Below are 19,012 nucleotides of genomic sequence, written 5' to 3' on the forward strand. Positions count from 1 at the left end.
AGGGGCGTCAGGATGACAGCGTTGTCTGGACTACCATCGCGACGGTTCGACGCCTCGACGAGCTCGCTCCTACAGAGGAAGTCTCAGGCATAGCTCCTGAGCGCGACCGGTGGGATGAACGACTCAAGCTCATCCTCCACCGCTTCGATTATTCGTTCCACATCTGCGGCATTCATGACCGTTGCGCACGGAATACCGGCGATGGCAATCATGGTCTCGCCACTGGCACGGTCAAACAGACGGGCGACCATACTGCCTGGGGCGTCCATGCTCGCCTCGAAACCCATGGGATGAAAATGCCAGCGCATCAACTGGCAGGCGTTTGGAAAAGTGACCTTGCTGAACCCTTTATTCATATGTTGCCCACCTTCATGTTCGAGCGCTTCCTTTAGCTCATGTGCAGGAGGGAAGAGCCTTCATTGGCTCAACCGGTGACTCGTTAAAAGTAGCATCTGGATGTGAAAGGAATATGGAATTTTCAGGCCGTTTGGCGATTGGTTCAGTTTTTTTTGACCCAGGTCACAGCAGTGTGGGTGCTTGGGCGAAACGCCATTACTGAATCCCCGTTGAAGCCGCCGGCTAATTTCGGCAAGCTCGCTGTTTTCCCGTAGAGACCCGCAATGCCCGCCGAAGATGATGGTCCGCTGCAAACCCAGGCCACGAGCGAGACGGTCATGCGGTATCACCTGCGCTGGAAACACAGGGATCTGGACGGGGTCATGGCGCTTTATCACCCGGATGTGCTCTACAACGACTTCTTCCAGAACCGCGTGATGGGTCTTGATGAGTTGCGCGAATACGTTCGCAGCAGCATGCCGCGCGACCCGGACGAGGCGCTGGAGCATACGGACCGGATCCGTCTGGACGGCGACACGGCGTTTATCCAGTATCGAATTACCCTGCGTGGCGGCGATGGGCTGGTGTCATTTCGGGCCAGCGAGGCAATTACCGTGCGCGACGGGCTCATCTGGCGGGTCAACGAGTACGCGTCGCTGGTTCGCGAGCAAGCTTGCGGGCAATCGAACGCCACACCAAGACCGGCTGCCAGTCGACTGGGTTTGTCGGCGCGCCAGTTGAGCTTCATGGCCGAAGACCTGCAACACTATTTCGAGCGCCAGCAACCCTATCTCGACCCTGAACTCGATCTGCAACGGGTGGCGAAGGAGTGTGGGTACAGCCGCAATCAGATCTCCTATCTGATGAACCAGGTGCTGGGCCTGAGCTTCTACCGATACGTCAATCAGGCACGCCTGCACCATCTGCTGGCTGCACTGGACATCGCCACGCCACCGCTACGCATCGACGATCTTGCGTTCGCCGCCGGATTCAACTCGTTATCGGCGTTCTACAGTTGTTTTCGCCAGCACACCGGCCTGTCGCCCAAGGCGTACGTCAAACAAATTTCCTTGCGTGCACGCGCGCAAGACAGTCCCTGAGCCTACGCACTAGGATCAACGCCATCTAACGTTCGAGTGGTGAGGTTGGCATGCCGGCGTGGCGCACTATCAGTTTGTGGATGGATCAGCTCGACGAGCCGCTGCTGGCGCGCCCGGCACTGGAACGAGACCTGGATGTCGACGTTGCCATCATTGGTGCTGGCTACACCGGCCTGTGGACGGCCTATTACCTCAAGCGGCAGGCGCCGGGCCTGAATATCGCCATTGTCGAAGCGCAGACCGCCGGTTTTGGCGCGTCCGGGCGCAACGGCGGCTGGCTGATGGGCAATATTCTTGGTGAGGACCGCTTGCTGGCCAATCTGCCTGCGGAGCAGCGCCGTGCTTCCTACGAGTTGCTGCACGGCATCGCCGATGAAGTGGAAATCGTGCTCGAACGTGAACGCATTGACTGTGATTACCGCAAGGGCGGGGCGCTGTACTGCGCCGCACGCTATCCCGAACAGGAAGCCAGCCTGCGCGATTATCTGGACAAGCTTTACCTGCAAGGCTTGAGCGAACGTGAGTATCGCTGGCTTACCCCAGAGCAACTTACACAACAGATCCGGATCGCCAAGCCCTATGGCGGCATCTTTGCACCGCACGTCGCCACCATTCACCCGGCGAAACTGGTGCGTGGCCTGGCGCGTACCGTTGAGCGGATGGGCGTCAGGATTTACGAGAACAGCCCGGTCACCCATTGGCAATCGGGCAGCCTGCGCACGGCGAAATCCTCTGTGCGTACTCGGTGGGTCGTGCCGGCAGTGGAGGGGTATGCCGCGACCTTGCCGGGCCTGGGGCGTTATCAGTTGCCGGTGCAGAGCCTGATCGTCGCCACCGAACCCTTGCCTGCCGCGACGTGGGACGAAATAGGTCTGAGCCGCGGACAGGCGTTCGGCGAAAGCAGTCGTCAGGTCACTTACGGCCAGCGCACGGCGGACAACCGCCTGGTGTTCGGTGCGCGCGGCGGCTATCAGTTTGCCGGCAGGCTGCGGGAGAACTTCGATTTGACCCGTCATGAAGTCGAGCTGCGTCGCTACCTGTTCGGCGAGTTGTTCCCGCAACTCAAAAACGTGCGCATCACCCACGGCTGGGGCGGCAACCTGGGCATGTCCCGGCGATTCCAGCCGCACATGTTGTGTGATCACGCCAGCGGCATTGCCTTGTCGGGTGGTTACGGCGGTGAAGGTGTGGGGGCCAGCAACCTGGGCGGGCGCACCCTGGCCGATCTGATCCTGCAGCGCGACAGCGAGCTGGTGCACCAGCCCTGGGTCATCCCTCAAGGCGGGCTGGGGTCTCTCAAAGCCTGGGAGCCGGAACCCTGCCGCTGGCTCGGTTACAACGCAATCATCCGCAGCTTTGTCCACGAAGACCAGGTCCTCGCCAATCCGGCTACCGCGCCCTGGCGGCGCAGGCTCGCCAGTAGCGTCGCCGGTTTCATGGAAGGTTTCATGCATTGATGTTTCGCAAGGCATAAAAAAACGCCGCTCATCTCACGATGGGCGGCGCTTTTCATTGCGTTGCAGCGTTAGGCTTGAACGACCGGGATGTTGGCGTTCGCAGCAGCTTCACGGAACTCGGCAATCTGGTCGAAGGACAGGTAGCGGTAGACATCGGCCGCCATGCTGTCGATCTTGCCAGCGTATTCCATGTACTCCTCGACGGTCGGCAGGCGACCCAGGATGGAAGCCACGGACGCCAGTTCAGCCGAAGCCAGGTAGACGTTCGCGCCGTCACCCAGACGGTTCGGGAAGTTACGGGTCGAAGTCGACACAACGGTCGAGTTCGGCTCGACACGTGCCTGGTTACCCATGCACAGCGAGCAGCCCGGCATTTCCATGCGCGCGCCAGCCTTGCCGTAGATGCCGTAGTAGCCTTCTTCGGTCAGTTGGTGAGCGTCCATCTTGGTCGGCGGCGACAGCCACAGACGGGTTGGCAGCTGACCCTTGACCTGATCCAGCAGTTTACCGGCAGCGCGGAAGTGACCAATGTTGGTCATGCACGAACCGATGAACACTTCGTCGATCTTCTCGCCAGCAACGCTGGAGAGCAGACGAGCGTCGTCCGGGTCGTTCGGCGCGCAGAGCACAGGCTCCTTGATGTCGGCCAGGTCGATTTCGATGACTTCGGCGTATTCGGCGTCAGCATCGGCAACCATCAACTCAGGGTTGGCAATCCAGGCTTCCATCGCTTGAGCGCGACGTTCCAGGGTGCGCACGTCACCGTAGCCTTCGCCGATCATCCAGCGCAGCAGGGTGATGTTCGATTGCAGGTACTCGGTGATCGACTCTTTGGACAGCTTGATGGTGCAACCGGCAGCCGAACGTTCGGCCGAGGCGTCGGACAGCTCGAAAGCTTGCTCGATGCTCAGGTTGTCCAGGCCTTCGATTTCCAGGATGCGGCCGGAGAAGGCGTTCTTCTTGCCTTTCTTCTCAACGGTCAGGAGGCCCGACTGGATGGCGAAGTAAGGAATGGCGTGCACGAGGTCGCGCAGGGTGACGCCCGGTTGCATCTTGCCTTTGAAACGCACCAGGATCGATTCCGGCATGTCCAGCGGCATGACGCCAGTGGCTGCGGCGAACGCGACCAGACCGGAACCGGCCGGGAACGAGATGCCCATTGGGAAACGGGTGTGCGAGTCGCCACCGGTACCAACAGTGTCTGGCAGCAGCATGCGGTTCAACCACGAGTGGATGATGCCGTCGCCCGGACGCAGGGAAACGCCGCCGCGGGTCATGATGAAGTCAGGCAGGGTGTGGTGGGTGGTCACGTCGATCGGCTTTGGATAAGCCGCGGTGTGGCAGAAGGACTGCATCACCAGGTCAGCGGAGAAGCCCAGGCACGCCAGGTCTTTCAGTTCATCACGGGTCATTGGACCGGTGGTGTCCTGGGAGCCCACGGTGGTCATCTTCGGTTCGCAGTAGGTGCCAGGACGCACACCGGCTACGCCGCAAGCCTTGCCGACCATTTTCTGCGCCAGGGTGAAACCCTTGGTGCTTTCAGCGGGTGCTTCAGGCTTCTTGAACAGATCGAACGGTGGCAGACCCAGTTCGGCACGTGCCTTCTCGGTCAGGCCGCGGCCGATGATCAGAGGAATACGACCGCCAGCACGAACTTCGTCCAGCAGGACCGGGGTCTTCATTTCGAAGGTGGCCAGGACTTCGTCGGTGCCGTGTTTGCAGACTTTGCCAGCATGCGGATACAGGTCGATCACGTCGCCCATGTTCATGTTGGAAACGTCGAATTCAATAGGCAGGGCGCCGGCATCTTCCATGGTGTTGTAGAAGATCGGAGCGATCTTGCTGCCGAAGCAGAAACCGCCGCCACGCTTGTTCGGTACGTACGGGATGTCGTCGCCGAAGAACCACAGGACCGAGTTGGTCGCCGATTTACGCGAGGAACCGGTACCGACCACGTCACCTACATAGGCAACAGGGAATTCACCGTTGCGCATTTCTTCGATCTGCTTCATCGGGCCGGTGACGCCCTGGACGTCAGGCACGATACCGTCGCGAGCCATTTTCAGCATCGCCAGGGCGTGCAGCGGGATGTCCGGGCGGGACCAGGCATCAGGAGCAGGGGACAGGTCGTCGGTGTTGGTCTCGCCGGTAACCTTGAACACACGCAGGCTGATCTTGTCGGCCAGGGTCGGGCGCTTGATGAACCACTCGCCATCAGCCCAGGATTGCAGTACGGCCTTGGCGTGAACGTTGCCGTTCTTGGCTTTTTCAGCCACGTCGTGGAAGGCATCGAACATCAGCAGGGTGTGCTTGAGTTCCTGGGCGGCCACGGGTGCCAGCTCAGCGTCGTCCAGCAGGGCGACGAGGGTCACGATGTTGTAGCCGCCTTGCATGGTGCCGAGCAGTTCAACAGCGCGCTTTTTGTCGATCAGAGGGGATTTCGCTTCGCCCTTGGCAACGGCAGACAGGAAGCCGGCCTTTACATAGGCTGCTTCGTCCACTCCTGGCGGAACGCGATTGGTGATCAGGTCAACGAGGAAAGCTTCTTCGCCAGCCGGGGGATTTTTCAGCAGCTCGACCAGGCCTGCAGTTTGTTCGGCGTTAAGCGGCTGGGGAACGATACCCAGTGCTGCACGCTCTTCGATATGTTTGCGGTAGGCTTCAAGCACAGTTATTACCCTCATCAGTGGTCCCAAATGGGTGTCCGGGACGCTCATCCCGAAATTGCCGTACTCATGCGCTGCATGGCGTTGTGAGCCACTTGGCCAGAATTACCGGCAATTCCTTACAGAAGCTGCTTTCAAAGTTTTACGCCTGCAGAACGGGAGCTGATGAGGGTTGGCGTTGGGCTTTTCCCCGCTGGAAAAACCCTTCGCCAACACCGCTCTGAAGGAACGACTGTGCTCGTGACGCTTTGAAAACAGCTTCTTACGGACATTGGCGCCTAAAAAGGCAGGCTGATTCTACGGCAAAAAAAAATTAAAGGTAAGTTCGACCCTGAACTTTGAGGGGTGATGAATGTTAGACAAAGGGCTAACATGCCCGCCTGTCCTGCTGCCCCATGCTTGTTGACCTATGCCCAATCAAACCATCAAGACCCCCTGCGTCGGCCTTTGCTCCACTGTTTACGGAGATCTGGTGTGCCGTGGCTGCAAGCGCTTCCACCACGAAGTGATCAATTGGAATGGTTACAACGAGGAGGAAAAACGTGCGGTCTGGTTACGACTGGAGCAACTGCTGTCCCTGGTGATGGCCGCCAAGCTCGAGGTTTTTGACAAGGAACGCCTGCGCCAGCAGCTGGAACAACGAAAGATTCGCTTCGTGCCACATCAGTCGGAATATTGCTGGGCGTACCAATTGATTGCACGTGGCGCGCGGGTGATCACCAACCTTGAGGCCTACGGGATGGTGCTGCTGCCGGAATTCCGCGACTGGAATCTGCCGGAGTTGCGTGATGCCATTGATCGGGAGTTTTTCCTGCTCTCCGAGGCGCATTACCAGCGTTACATTGCGCCCGGGTTCTTGAAGGATGCGTTTGGCGGCTGAAAAGCTCGCTCCCACAATGGAGGTCACATCCCTGTAGGAGCGAGCTTGCTCGCGATGAGGCCGGCACAGTTGGCATCTCAGCTGGCTGACACGGCGCCATCGCGACGGTTCGACGCCTCGACAAGCTCGCTCCTACAGGGGCAGGGCGACATGTATGATTTCAATGCTGCGCGACCATTTCCTCCAGATGGTCCATCACCGTATCCGGCTTGAGCACCAGCACATCACTTTCCACCGCATCGAGCACTACTTCAGCGGTGTTGCCGATCAGTGCACCGGATAACCCCGACCTCGCCACCGTGCCTATCACTGTTACCGATGCCTGAAGTTTGTGTGCCATGAACGGAATCAGCACATCCGCCGGACCTTCCTCGATGTGCAGATGTTCATCATCGATATCGAACTCGGCCTGGAATGCCTTGCACTGTTCGCGATAGCGCGCCTCAATAGTCTGGCTGAGCTGCATCGACGGGTCTGCGGCCGACAGCATGGGCGAGGGGTGGGCGCTGATGACATGCAGGTGGGCCTTGGCGAGGCTGGCGATGTCAAAACCGTGATCGACGATAGTGGCGTGCAGCGTGCGGTGCTCACCATCGAGATTGCCCACGTCGATCGCTGCCAGGATGACACCGCCGGTCCAGGGTTTCGAGGTTTTCACCAACAGCACCGGGGTCGGGCAAGCGCGCAGCAATTTCCAGTCTGCAGGGGTCAGCAGTGCCTTTTTCAACGGGCTGTCGGGGAAGTGTTGCTTGATCACCAGCCCACAGCCTTCGGCTTGCTGCACATCAATAATGGTGTCCTGCAAGCTTTCGTTCCACGCCTGTTCGGTGGTGACGCTGTAGCCGTCCGCCAGCAACGCGGTCTTGAGCACACTCAGCATGGCGCTATGATCGTGCTTGCGGTCGCAGACCAGCAAGTGCAGGTGAGCCTGGGTCACGCCGGCAATCAACTTGGCGCGTTTAAGCGCCAGGCTTTCCGCGTGTTCGGGTTCGATGATCACCAGAATGCTGCGAATGGCTTGCATGATCGGCCTCTCCAGAAAGTAAAAAGCACAACGTTGCACAACTATAGTTGTTGGTCGCGCATCGGGGACTTGATGCATATCAACGGTCGCGGCTGGTGGTCTGGCGATGGGCCGGTATAATCGGCGCCCTTCGATTGAACCCTTTATGTCCGTGAGCCCCATGATCCTTCCCGAAATTCACGAGTTCCTAGGCTGCCGCACCCCCGATGGCTGGGTCCAGGCCGCGCTGGCCGATCAGGAAACGCTGCTGATTGACCACAAGAACTGCGAATTCAAGGCTGCCAGCACGGCATTGAGCCTGATCGCCAAGTACCATTCCCACGTTGACCTTATCAACATGATGTCGCGGCTGGCCAGGGAAGAGTTGGTGCACCACGAACAGGTCATGCGCCTGATGAAAAAGCGCAAAATCGGATTGCGCCAGCTATCTGCGGGGCGTTACGCCTCCGGGCTGCGCAAAGTGGTGCGCAGCCATGAGCCGGTCAAACTGGTGGATACCCTGGTGGTGGGGGCGTTCATCGAGGCCCGCAGTTGCGAGCGTTTCGAGGCGCTGGTGCCGCATCTGGACGAAGAACTGGGCAAGTTCTACTTTGGCCTGCTGAAAAGTGAAGCCCGGCATTTCCAGGGTTACCTGAAACTGGCCTACCAATACGGGGACGCGAAGGACATTGCTCAGGTGATCGAGCGTGTGCGGGCTGCCGAACAGGCGCTCATCGAGTCACCGGATGTGGAATTCCGTTTCCACAGCGGTGTGCCGGCCATTAACTGACCGGCACGAAACCGGGCCAGGTCAGGGCTTTGCGGTGGGTTTTCTTTCCAACGCTTGCGTCGGGCTGATCCAGACACTTTTCATCAAATTGCCATCCGGTTGTTGATCGGCAGACTCCACACCGATCACGCACAAGTAGTGCATGCCCGGTTCCCTCGTGATAGGTGCGTCGAGGACCACGTTGTCTGCACTGATCACGTCGCTGTAACGGCGAGGCGATCGGCAGTCTGCCGCATTTCGGGTGGTCTTGTAGCGATAGTACGGCGTGCTCACTGAGAACTCCGTGTTGATCACCGGGGCGGGACTGTTGGCCCGCCGGGGCAGTGTGATGTGTCGGGTGGGGAGATACTCAAGGTTCGCCATCGGGAACCTTGGGGCAGCGGTACAGGCGTTGTCGACGTCGGTGAACACACCCTTTTTGAAGCAGCCGGCCAGATACTCGGCCGGGTGGCCGTAGTGGGTATCGGCGAACCACTCGATTTTGCCATCGCGAGCCTCACACGGAGCATCACTGGCGCATTGATTCTCAATGGGCGCGCCACCGGTACTCGTCGATACGACGGCAAGTATCTGGCCACTTTGGCGGTCGAAGATGGGGCTTCCGGACGACCCCGGCAGCACCTGTTTGCAGCGGTTTTTCAATGCGCCGACATAGGCACGGTAGCCTTCCACCAAGTCCGCCGACGTGTACTGCTGGGCGCAGGCCGCCAGACGCAGTCCTGAATCGGGCAGGTGTTCCGGTGCGTTCACGATCAGTACATCCGTGGACGCTCGAGACCATTGTGAAGCAAGGCGTAATGGGGTTATTCCGTCGGCAATCAGAGTAGACAGTGGAACTTCAAGTTCATAAAGAGCGATATCGCTATTGCCATAGTCCTGCCATACGGCAGCCTTGATCGCGTAACTTTCAGAGGTGTTGTAAGTGTCGTTGAAGTAGTTGAATTTTACCGACTCTTTATAGTTACCTGAAGGTGGCGGGCCACTGACGCCCGGTATGCAATGCGCAGCGGTCAGCAAGTACGCCGGTCCCGTCGCGAGGTTGGCTTCGTCACGGGTGTCCAGCAAGCTCGCGGTGCAGGCGGGCGCTTCATTCAGGAACACTTTGCCCACGCCGTTCCAGTGTGTGTAGCGGTTATCGTTGTTCTTCAGCAGTACGGCGCCCGACTCATTGGCCAAGCCTTCGCCGAGGTCTTTGGCGTGAAGGGGCGTTGCCAGTACCAATATGGCGAAGAGTATAAATAAGTATTCTTTTTTCATGACCATTCCTTGGTGCTTGTAAGTTATTAAGTTTCACAACTAAATGCCATTGCAGTGCGGACAATAATGAGCTCAGTTGTTCGTTGCAAGTTTATATAAGGGGGAATGGTGTCAATGTTTTGCGGGGGTGTTATTGCAATTATACGGTTGTAGTTGTCGAGCCCCATTGCGAGCATCCTGTTCGCGATGGGGCATGAGCCATCCTTTCAACGGCTCAAATTCAGGCGTTCATGCCACTGGGCTATGGATTCTTGCGGGTAGGCCTCGAATTGTTGGTCCTTGGGTTTAACCTCGACTTCGACCCAGGATGCTTTCGAGCCGAGCATCAAGTGCGTGTGTTCTGGCGGAACAGGCAGCGCCGTGTCGATGGCCGAGGCGAAGGGGTGAATCAGCTCCGGCCATTCGGGGCTGAACAGCCATAGGCCACTGCCGCACACGCTGCAGAAGTGCCGCTCGGCCGAACTGCTATGGGCGCGCTGGGCGCCCTCATCCTTGAGCCGGGCATGGTAGATCGCAATATGCTTGCGCCCGCGCACTTTGAGGCTGGTGGCGTCGCCTCCCAGGTTGATCGCATAGCCGCCACCACCCTGGGTCTTGCGACAGATCGAGCAATAGCAGCGCTGATACGGATAGGGATGGACGCAGCTCAGGCTGAATGAAACCGCGCCGCAGTGGCAGGAACCTTCAAGGCGCATGGCGTGCTCCTATTGAACGTTGTCGGGCGGGCTCAGTCCTCTTTACGAACGGTCGCTACCTCATCGGCCCTGACGCGCACTTTGGTTCCTGAAATGTCTTCGAACTCGTAGAAACCGTCCGCGGTGTCGGTGTCGGGCATGTCCTCCGTCAGATACTGAGTACCGTTTTGCAGCGTCACCACCGTCGGCGTCGAGCAACCGGCCAATGCCAGGAACGTTGCGACCGCCAGGGGCAAACCCAGACTCTTGATGTTCATAACCACCTCTTCAATAAATGACGGCAACTTGCACCTCTATCGCGGTTGGTACTGCACAGAGCCGGAAAGTTCGCCAAATCACTAAAAAATCCATAAAGCCTGCGCCATTGATCCTTTTCCAATTGCAACGAGCACGCGGTTGCTGGTATCTGTACGCATAACCAGTACTTGCAGCCATGGCCCTGTTTTCCCGTGACCACCCACCCCCTCGATGACCCGTTCTATTACCTGAACAACTTCCTGCAAGTGCTTGATTGGCTTGATCAGCGTTATGCCGACGTGCTGAGTGTCGAGGAGCGGGCGTTCATTGGTGATTTCAACCGACTGCCCCGGCTTTCCCAGGCGTTGCTGGTACGGATGGTGATGCGCAAGGGGGCACATTTCCGGGAAAGCAAACTGCATTACCTCGAGATTGGCGACATTGCCGCCGCTGCCGAGCCATTGCTGGCCCTGGGCTGGATCGACGGTCGAGCACCGGTGACGCTCGCCACCCTGTTCGATGTGTTGCTGAAGGCGGAAATCGTCCAGTGTTTCGCCAATGCCCTCGAACCGCCCAAAGGCAGGAAGAGCGATTGGTTGGCGATCTTGAGCGAACAGTTTCCTGAACCCCTGGCGTTCGACCAGTGGTGTGCGCCATTGAATGACCGTTTGTTCAGCCTGACCATCATGGACCTGTGCGACCGACTGCGCCTGATGTTTTTCGGCAATCTTTATCAGGATTGGTCCGAATTCGTGTTGGCCGACCTCGGCATCTTCACCTATGAAAAGGTCGAGTTTTGCGCTGAATCCCGTGGCCTGCGCAGTCGTGAAGACGTGGATGCCTGCCTGTTCCTGCACCAGTGCCAGCAGGATTTCGAGGCCGGCGAGCCGGTGACGACCGTCGTCGAGCAGATCAATGGCCTTGTCTTGCACAACCCCTGGCTGGACAAGCGTCGCGCCAAGCTGTTATTCCAGATTGCCCAGCATTGCGAGCGCATGGCGGACTTCGCCAACGCGTTGGCCATCTACCGCGAATGTGCGTGGCCCGGCGCGCGGGGGCGGATGATCCGGGTGCTGGAGCGTTGCGGCGAGTACGCGTTGGCAATGGACCTGGCGATGCTTGCCCAACAGTCTCCGCAAAGCGCCGCCGAACAACAGCAATTGCTGCGCGTTTTGCCCAGGTTGCGCCGCAAGCTGGGCGGGCCACCGAACAAACGCCCGTCACCCAGGCAAATGCTGCGCCTGGACCTGCAATTACCCAGGACCGATCCCGAGCTGTCGGTGGAGTTTTACGTTCAGGCGCATCTGGCCCAGGATTCGGCGCCGGTGCACTACGTGGAAAACAGCCTGATCAACTCGCTGTTCGGCTTACTGTGCTGGCCCGCGATTTTCGCGCCACTGCCGGGGGCGTTTTTCCATCCGTTCCAGCGTGGGCCCGTGGATCTGCACCATGAAGATTTCCATGCGCGGCGGGCGGACCTGTTCCATTCCTGCCTGGCTGAACTTGACGACGGGCGCTATCGACAGACGATCCGCGAACGTTACGCGACCAAGTGGAACGTGCAGTCACCCTTTGTGTTCTGGGGCGCGCTCAGCGACGACCTGCTCGATCAGGCGCTCGAATGCCTGCCGGCCGAGCACCTGCGGCACTGGTTCAACCGGTTATTGGTCGATATCAAGGCCAACCGCGCCGGCATGCCGGACCTGATCCAGTTCTGGCCCCAGGACAAGACCTACCGCATGATCGAAGTCAAAGGTCCCGGCGATCGCCTTCAGGACAACCAGTTGCGCTGGCTGGAATTCTGCCATGAACACCAGATGCCCATTGCCGTCTGCTATGTGCAATGGGCGGAGCAGAGCGCTTGAGCTACAGCATCGCCGTGCGGGCGCTATGTGAGTTCACCGCCAAGGTCGGTGACCTCGACCTGCGTTTCACGCCTTCGCCGACCGCCCTGGAAGGTATCATCGGCCATCGTACGGTGGCCTCCCGGCGCAGTGATGGGTACCAGAACGAAGTTGCACTGGAAGGCCAGTACCAGACGTTGAAGGTCAGGGGCAGGGCGGACGGTTACGACCCGGCGCAGCACTGCCTGGAGGAAGTCAAAACCTATCGCGGCGACCTGAGCAAGCAACCCGCCAACCATCGGCAACTGCATTGGGCCCAGGCCAAGGTGTACGGCTGGCTGATGTGCCAGAAGCTGGCGTTGGCGCAGATCAATGTGGCGCTGGTGTACTTCGACATCGTCAGCGAGAAGGAAACCTGCCTGGTCGAGGCATTCAGCGCCGAGGAGCTCAAGCAGTTCTTCGAGCATCACTGCCGTTTATTCCTGCATTGGGCCGAGCAGGAAATGGCCCATCGTCAGGCGCGCAATGCTGCCGCGCAGCAAATGGCATTTCCGCACGCCGGGTTTCGTCCGGGGCAACGGCATTTGGCGGAATCGGTATTCAAGGCTGTCAGCACCGGCCAGTGCCTGATGGCCCAGGCGCCGACCGGTATCGGCAAGACCGTCGGCACCCTGTTCCCCATGCTCAAGGCGTTGGCGCCACAGCAGTTGGACAAGGTGTTCTTCCTGACGGCGAAAACCCCGGGGCGCAAACTGGCGCTCGATGCGGCGCAGGTCATTCTGGACGGTTGCACCCGGCCATCGCTGCGTGTTCTGGAGATGATCGCTCGAGACAAGGCTTGCGAGCACCCGGACAAGGCTTGCCACGGCGAATCCTGCCCCTTGGCGCAGGGCTTTTACGACCGTTTGCCGGCCGCGCGCCAGGCGGCCAGCGAATTGCGCCTGCTGGACCAGCGAGCCTTGCGCGAGGTGGCGTTGGACCACAACGTCTGTCCTTACTACCTGAGCCAGGAAATGGCGCGCTGGGCCGACGTGGTGATTGCCGACTACAACTATTACTTCGATTTCACTGCGCTGCTGTTCGGGCTGGCCCAGGCCAATCAGTGGAGAGTCGCCGCGTTGGTGGACGAAGCGCACAATCTGGTGGAGCGTGGGCGGCAGATGTACAGCGCCAGCCTTGACCAGTCGACGCTCAACGGCGTGCGCAAGACTGCACCCGAACCGTTGAAGAAGTCCCTGCAACGGGTCAATCGTGAGTGGAACGCCCTGCATAGCCCTCAACTGGCGGCGTATCAGGCTTACGATAAACCACCGGAAAAACTGCTCCAGGCCTTGTTTTCCTGCGGCGCGAGCATCGGCGACTATCTCAATGACCACCCGCAGGGCCTGGACAGCGCCTTGCAGAACTTCTATTTCGACCTGCTGCAGTTCTGCCGCGTGGCTGAGCTGTTCGACGAGCAGTACCTGTTCGACATCAGCAAGCGCGACCTTGACCGCAAACGGCCGCTGTCACAACTGTGCCTGCGCAACGTGGTGCCTGCCGGCTTCATCCGACCACGGCTGACGGCGGCACGCAGCACCGTGTTGTTTTCCGCGACCTTGAGCCCCAGGCATTACTACGCGGATCTGTTGGGCATGCCGGCCAATACGGTGTGGATCGACGTCGAGTCGCCATTTCATGCCGACCAGCTGCAAGTCCATATCGTCAACCAGATTTCCACGCGCTACGTGCATCGACAATCGTCCCTGGCGCCGATCGTGGACTTGATCGCCCGGCAGTTCGTGGAACGACCAGGAAACTACCTGGCGTTTTTCAGCAGCTTCGATTACCAACAACAGGTGGCCCAGCTGCTAACCGAAACGCATCCCCACATCAAGGTATGGTCGCAATCGCGAGGCATGGACGAAGGGCAGCGCCAAGCCTTCCTCGATCAGTTTACCGCTGACAGTCAGGGCGTCGGTTTCGCGGTGCTGGGCGGAGCATTTGGCGAGGGCATCGATTTGCCCGGCGCGCGATTGATCGGTGCTTTTATCGCCACTCTCGGGCTGGCCCAGCTCAACCCGGTCAACGAACAGCTCAAGCACCGTATGGCGGCTATTTTTGGTGCCGGCTACGATTACACCTACCTGTTTCCCGGTGTGCAAAAAGTGGTTCAGGCGGCGGGGCGGGTGATCCGTACTCAACAAGATCAGGGGGTAGTGATGTTGATCGATGACCGTTTTGGCGAGAGCAAGGTCAAACAGTTGCTGCCGCGCTGGTGGGCAGTGGGTGCTGACTCCGGGAAGGTGGTACAGGGTTGACTCTGCCACTGCCTGTTCAAGCACACGTTTTCCTGCTTTTCAATTTTTCTGTTTATTCCATACTTCAACCAAACCATTCTGTCGTGAGCGTTTGATGAACGAAGATAGATCCAAGGCCAGCGTCATTGAGGACGGGCGTTTTCGCCTGTTGATCGATGCGGTAATCGACTATGCGATCTACATGCTTGATCCCGACGGCATCATCACCAGTTGGAACGCCGGTGCCCGGCGCTTCAAAGGCTATGACGAGCCCGAGATACTTGGGGAGCACTTCTCGCGTTTTTACACCGAAGAAGACCGTTTGAAGGGGTTGCCGCAACGGGCGCTGGACACGGCGACCCATGAAGGGCGCTTCGAAGGTGAGGGCTGGCGGGTGCGCAAGGATGGCTCGCGTTTCTGGTGTCACGTAGTGATTGACCCGATCCATGACCCCTCCGGCCGGCTTCTGGGGTTCGCCAAGATCACCCGCGACCTGACCGAGCGCAAGCTGGCCGAAGAAATTCTCAAGCAAAGCGAGCAACAGTTCCGGTTGCTGGTTCAAAGTGTCACCGACTATGCCATCTACATGCTCGATCCCCAGGGCCGTGTGACCAACTGGAACGCGGGTGCCCAGCGCATCAAGGGGTATTTACCCCAGGAAGTGATCGGCGAACACTTCTCGCTGTTCTACACACCGGAAGATCGCGATGCAGGCGAGCCGCAAAACACCCTGAGCATGGCCGTCAACGCAGGACGGTTCGAGAACAAGGGGTGGCGGGTGCGCAAGGACGGCACGCGGTTCATGGCACACGTGGTGGTCGACCCGATCTGGGGCGACACCGGCACATTGCTCGGTTTTGCCAAGATCACCCGGGACATCACCGAAGCAACACTCGCCCAGCAAACGCTCGAACAAACTCGGGAAGCGCTTTTCCAGGCGCAGAAGATGCAGGCCATCGGACAACTCAGCGGCGGTATCGCCCATGACTTCAACAACCTGTTGACCGTGATCCTTGGCAACCTGGAGATCGTACGCAAGCGCGTCGACGGTGACTCCAAGCTCACGCGTTTGCTGGATAACGCCACCCAGGGGACCATGCGCGGCGTGTCGTTGACCCAACGCATGCTGGCGTTCGCCAGACGTCAGGAACTCAAGACCGAATCAGTGGAGATCCCCGCGCTGGTGGAGGGCATCACCAGCCTGCTGCGCAGTTCCCTCGGCCCTTCAGTGTTGCTTGAAACTCGCTTTGCGGCGCACGCCGAGCCGGTCGTGGCCGACGTCAACCAACTTGAGCTGGCCATCCTCAACCTGGTGACCAATGCCCGTGACGCCATGCCCCATGGCGGAAAGATCGTGATCAGCATGGCTTCGGCCAATGCAGCGGACCATCCGGGGCTTGCCCCTCTTTCGGGTGAGTTTGTCTGCCTGAGCATCAGTGATACCGGGGAGGGCATGGATGACGCGACCCTGGCGTTGGCGATGGACCCGTTTTTCACCACCAAGGGTGTCGGTAAAGGCACAGGCCTGGGATTGTCGATGGTGCACGGTTACATCGAACAATTGGGTGGCCGCTTTATTCTCAAAAGCCGCAAGGACAAGGGCACTACGGCTGAGCTGTGGATCCCGGTGGCCGCTGGGGGGGCAGTGGCCAAGGCCATTCAGGATCAAGCGACACCGGACGTCTCCCGGTTGTGCGTGCTGGTGGTGGACGATGACAGCCTGGTGTTGACCAGCACCTGCCTGCTGCTCGAGGACTTGGGGCATCGGGTGATCAGCGCGGCATCCGGGGCGCAGGCGTTAAAAGTATTCGGAAGCGAAACAGCGATTGATCTGGTGATCACAGACATGGCCATGCCGCAGATGAATGGTGCGCAGTTGGCGCAGTCGATTCGGTCAATACGACCTGATGTACCGGTCATCCTCGCCACCGGTTACGCCGAACGGTTGGAAGGGGCTGCGGTGGAGCTGCCGCGGCTCGCCAAGCCGTTCACGCAGCTCAATCTGGTGGAAATCATCGCCTCGACGCTATCCGACATCAGCGTGCGGGGTCGCCAGGGGCGCCAATGATCAGGCAGTCACTGGCTGATGGATGACCTCGCGTTTTCGGGTTGCTGGAATCGGCGGGAAGTTTTCATTCAGTACCCGCAGGTGTTCGATGGCTTCGGCGAACTTGAGGTCGGCTTTCCTGCGAAGTGTCAGGTATTGGTCAAACAGTTCGCCATCCAGATCGCTTCCCTCCAACATTGCAAAGGCTTCGCGACTCAACGCCTGCGCCTCTTCGAACATCTGTTGATTACGTTCCAGGGCAAACGCCCGGCAAGCCTTGATTTCATCGCGGGTTGAATCATCGCGGGTTGAATACTGGATCATGACCGGCACCTTGCTTTAAGGGGGATATAAGGTTTTGACCAGGCACGGACAAAAAGGATTGCAAGTTTATGAATCTGAAAACTTGATGAGTCCCTACGGAAATGGGCAGAAATCAAATCAACCAACCCGGTCCTTGCGCCGTTCATACCAGGTCAATACCGGCTGGGTACTGAAACCATGGATGAGGATGCTCAAGGCAACAACCGACAAGGTGAGGTCAGTGCATACCTTGGCTACCGACGGGTCGAGCCCGTGGTTCAACGCATAGAACAGGTAATACAGGCTACCGATGCCCCGAATGCCAAACCATCCGATCAACAGGCGTTGATGTCCGTTGAGCGAACCGCGCCAGGGCAGGGCGACGACACTCAATGGCCGAATCAGGCAAAACAGCGCCGCGCCGATCAGCAAAGCGCGCCAGTCCCAATGTGCGATCAGCACCACACCCAGCAGGGTCACCAGGAACACTTCCATGGCGCGCTCTACCAGACTGCCGAACGCGAGCATGTCGCCCATCATGATGCCAGCGGCGACCTGGGCGTCCTCCAGGCGCTGGGTATCACCATGCACCGCCTGTTGCGGCTCCACGTTCTGATGGCCGACCACTGGCTGGACCAAATGCTCGGCCGGGAGATCATCGTTGCCCGCGGAGTTGACCTCCACATGGCGCAAGCCCAGGCCGGCAGCGAACACCGACAAAAAGCCATAGCCATGGATTGCCTCGGCCGCCACGTAGGCGAGGGCAATCAGGGCCAGGGCCAGATAGTCATTGGGTGAAAGGGTGCTGTCGTCGTTTTTGATGCGCAAGCTCAGCGTCACACGACCAATGCCGCGCCCCATCGCGTAACCGATCAGCAAACCGGCGGGAACCGCCCACACCACGCTCCCCAGAACCCAGTCACCGAAAAAGCCGGGCGCGGCGTCATTGCGCACCAACAACAGACCGAGAATCACGAAGGGGAAGGCGATGCCATCGTTGAGGCCGGCCTCTCCGGACAGGCCGAAACGAACGCTGTCGTCATCTCGTGCATCGTTGACCTGTACCAGCGCAGCGAGCACCGGATCTGTCGGCGCCAGGATCGAGCTGATCAACACCGAAACACCCCATGGCAGTTGCAACGCATAGTGCAGCGCCAGGCACGCGCAAGCGATCGTCAATACCATCACGGGGCCAGCGAGGCCGACGGCAACGCGCCAGTTTATGTGGCTGAACGGCTTGCGCAGTTTGAGGCCGCAGACAAACAACGAAAACAGCACTGCGACTTCTGTCAGATGCTCCATCCAGGTGGCGGCGTCGTTCATGTCCAACTGCAACAGGCCCAGAGCGGACGGACCGATGGCGATGCCCAGTACCAGGCACACTGCCGAGGTGGTCACCGGCATCCAGCGCAAATACGAGGACGTCAGCGCCAATGTCAGCAGCACCGCACCGAGCACCGCCACCCATGAAATGAAGTTCATGCTACCGGGCTCAACGATCAACCCACCGTCGCGCGTAGATACTCCGGTTGCAGGACGTTGAACCATACCAGGATCATTTCCACCAGGATGGTGACCAGGACCAGCAGGCCGACACCCCATACGCAGGCGGCATTGAGCAGTCCTTGTTCCTTGCGTTCATGCATGAAGGTGGGCATGCCGACGAACAACAGGAACGTCGAGTACACCGACGCGGCGCCGAGCACGATGATCGCCAGCCAACGGCTCGGGTACAAACCGGCGATGCCCGCGATAAAGAACGGCGTCACGGTGTACGCAGCGAATCCAATGCACTGGTTCAACGTCGGGCGCGCCTCGAATGCGCGCGACATCCAGCGAATAAACGCGCCCATCAGGGCCACACCGGCAACGATGGTGACGTAAAGCAACGCACACAATTGCAGGGCACTACTGCTACTGAGCCTGACCGTTTCATTCTCCGCCAGGCTCCACCCGACGTAGGTGGTGCCGATGAACAGGCACACCGCGGGGATCAGGGCGAGCAGTAACAAATGCGCCAGATAATGACGCGGATGAGCTTCCTCTTCCTGGCGGATTTCGGTCCAGGCGTAGTTTGGCTGGGTAAACAGTTTGACGAGGGGTGCGGACATGACGACC

General features: G+C 59.2%; 16 protein-coding genes. 7 read left to right on the top strand and 9 right to left on the bottom strand.

Annotated features, from left to right (window positions below):
• Positions 1–83: 83 nt before the first annotated feature.
• Positions 84–356 carry a DUF1652 domain-containing protein gene (locus AB4O36_RS11005; protein ID WP_460141728.1) on the bottom strand — a complete coding sequence of 91 codons (273 nt, stop codon included), beginning with the start codon at positions 354–356 and terminating at the stop codon, positions 84–86.
• 264 nt (positions 357–620) lie between these two features.
• On the opposite strand from AB4O36_RS11005, the gene AB4O36_RS11010 reads away from it, so the two are divergent.
• Positions 621–1,436: a helix-turn-helix transcriptional regulator gene (locus tag AB4O36_RS11010; protein WP_460124885.1), complete on the top strand. Its 816-nt coding sequence runs from the start codon at positions 621–623 to the stop codon at positions 1,434–1,436.
• 50 nt (positions 1,437–1,486) lie between these two features.
• Entirely contained in the window at positions 1,487–2,893 is a 1,407-nt protein-coding gene (locus tag AB4O36_RS11015; RefSeq protein WP_460141729.1) for an NAD(P)/FAD-dependent oxidoreductase, read from the top strand.
• Between the two features lie 68 nt (positions 2,894–2,961).
• On the opposite strand, the gene acnB is transcribed toward AB4O36_RS11015, so the two are convergent.
• A complete protein-coding gene (acnB, locus tag AB4O36_RS11020) occupies positions 2,962–5,562 on the bottom strand; it encodes a bifunctional aconitate hydratase 2/2-methylisocitrate dehydratase (protein WP_460126695.1) in 2,601 nt (866 codons plus the stop codon).
• 406 nt (positions 5,563–5,968) lie between these two features.
• Here acnB and AB4O36_RS11025 point away from each other — a divergent pair, with 406 nt between their 5' ends.
• The gene (locus AB4O36_RS11025; RefSeq protein ID WP_460124891.1) at positions 5,969–6,439 is read left to right on the top strand and encodes a DUF1289 domain-containing protein; all 471 of its coding nucleotides are present in this window, start codon (positions 5,969–5,971) and stop codon (positions 6,437–6,439) included.
• A 160-nt stretch (positions 6,440–6,599) separates the two neighbouring features.
• Here the strand turns inward: AB4O36_RS11025 and AB4O36_RS11030 are convergent, their stop codons facing one another.
• Positions 6,600–7,463, bottom strand: coding sequence for a universal stress protein (locus AB4O36_RS11030; protein WP_460124894.1), 864 nt, complete (start codon positions 7,461–7,463; stop codon positions 6,600–6,602).
• Positions 7,464–7,623: 160 nt separating this feature from the next.
• Here AB4O36_RS11030 and AB4O36_RS11035 point away from each other — a divergent pair, with 160 nt between their 5' ends.
• Entirely contained in the window at positions 7,624–8,232 is a 609-nt protein-coding gene (locus tag AB4O36_RS11035; RefSeq protein ID WP_460124897.1) for a MiaE family protein, read from the top strand.
• Between the two features lie 21 nt (positions 8,233–8,253).
• Here AB4O36_RS11035 and AB4O36_RS11040 read toward each other — a convergent pair whose 3' ends face one another.
• From AB4O36_RS11040 to AB4O36_RS11050, 3 genes are all read right to left on the bottom strand, one after another.
• Entirely contained in the window at positions 8,254–9,489 is a 1,236-nt protein-coding gene (locus AB4O36_RS11040; protein ID WP_460141730.1) for a trypsin-like serine peptidase, read from the bottom strand.
• Between the two features lie 206 nt (positions 9,490–9,695).
• Positions 9,696–10,184, bottom strand: a complete 489-nt coding sequence (locus AB4O36_RS11045) for a GFA family protein (RefSeq protein WP_460124902.1) — start codon at positions 10,182–10,184, stop codon at positions 9,696–9,698.
• A gap of 32 nt (positions 10,185–10,216) precedes the next feature.
• A complete protein-coding gene (locus AB4O36_RS11050; protein ID WP_460124905.1) occupies positions 10,217–10,441 on the bottom strand; it encodes a YgdI/YgdR family lipoprotein in 225 nt (74 codons plus the stop codon).
• Between the two features lie 192 nt (positions 10,442–10,633).
• Here AB4O36_RS11050 and AB4O36_RS11055 point away from each other — a divergent pair, with 192 nt between their 5' ends.
• The 3 genes from AB4O36_RS11055 to AB4O36_RS11065 all read left to right on the top strand — a co-directional run bounded on the left by AB4O36_RS11055 (position 10,634) and on the right by AB4O36_RS11065 (position 16,612).
• The gene (locus AB4O36_RS11055; protein WP_460124908.1) at positions 10,634–12,286 is read left to right on the top strand and encodes a VRR-NUC domain-containing protein; all 1,653 of its coding nucleotides are present in this window, start codon (positions 10,634–10,636) and stop codon (positions 12,284–12,286) included.
• A complete protein-coding gene (locus tag AB4O36_RS11060) occupies positions 12,283–14,565 on the top strand; it encodes an ATP-dependent DNA helicase (RefSeq protein WP_460141731.1) in 2,283 nt (760 codons plus the stop codon). The genes AB4O36_RS11055 and AB4O36_RS11060 overlap by 4 nt, the downstream gene beginning before the upstream one ends.
• A 94-nt stretch (positions 14,566–14,659) precedes the next feature.
• Positions 14,660–16,612 carry a hybrid sensor histidine kinase/response regulator gene (locus AB4O36_RS11065; RefSeq protein ID WP_460141732.1) on the top strand — a complete coding sequence of 651 codons (1,953 nt, stop codon included), beginning with the start codon at positions 14,660–14,662 and terminating at the stop codon, positions 16,610–16,612.
• On the opposite strand, the gene AB4O36_RS11070 is transcribed toward AB4O36_RS11065, so the two are convergent.
• From AB4O36_RS11070 to AB4O36_RS11080, 3 genes are all read right to left on the bottom strand, one after another.
• Positions 16,613–16,915: a hypothetical protein gene (locus tag AB4O36_RS11070; RefSeq protein WP_460124917.1), complete on the bottom strand. Its 303-nt coding sequence runs from the start codon at positions 16,913–16,915 to the stop codon at positions 16,613–16,615.
• Positions 16,916–17,032: 117 nt separating this feature from the next.
• The gene (locus AB4O36_RS11075; protein ID WP_460141733.1) at positions 17,033–18,376 is read right to left on the bottom strand and encodes a cation:proton antiporter; all 1,344 of its coding nucleotides are present in this window, start codon (positions 18,374–18,376) and stop codon (positions 17,033–17,035) included.
• Between the two features lie 17 nt (positions 18,377–18,393).
• Positions 18,394–19,005 carry a Yip1 family protein gene (locus AB4O36_RS11080; protein WP_460124923.1) on the bottom strand — a complete coding sequence of 204 codons (612 nt, stop codon included), beginning with the start codon at positions 19,003–19,005 and terminating at the stop codon, positions 18,394–18,396.
• Positions 19,006–19,012: the final 7 nt, after the last annotated feature.

It is taken from the genome of Pseudomonas sp. S2_E01 (assembly GCF_054668365.1).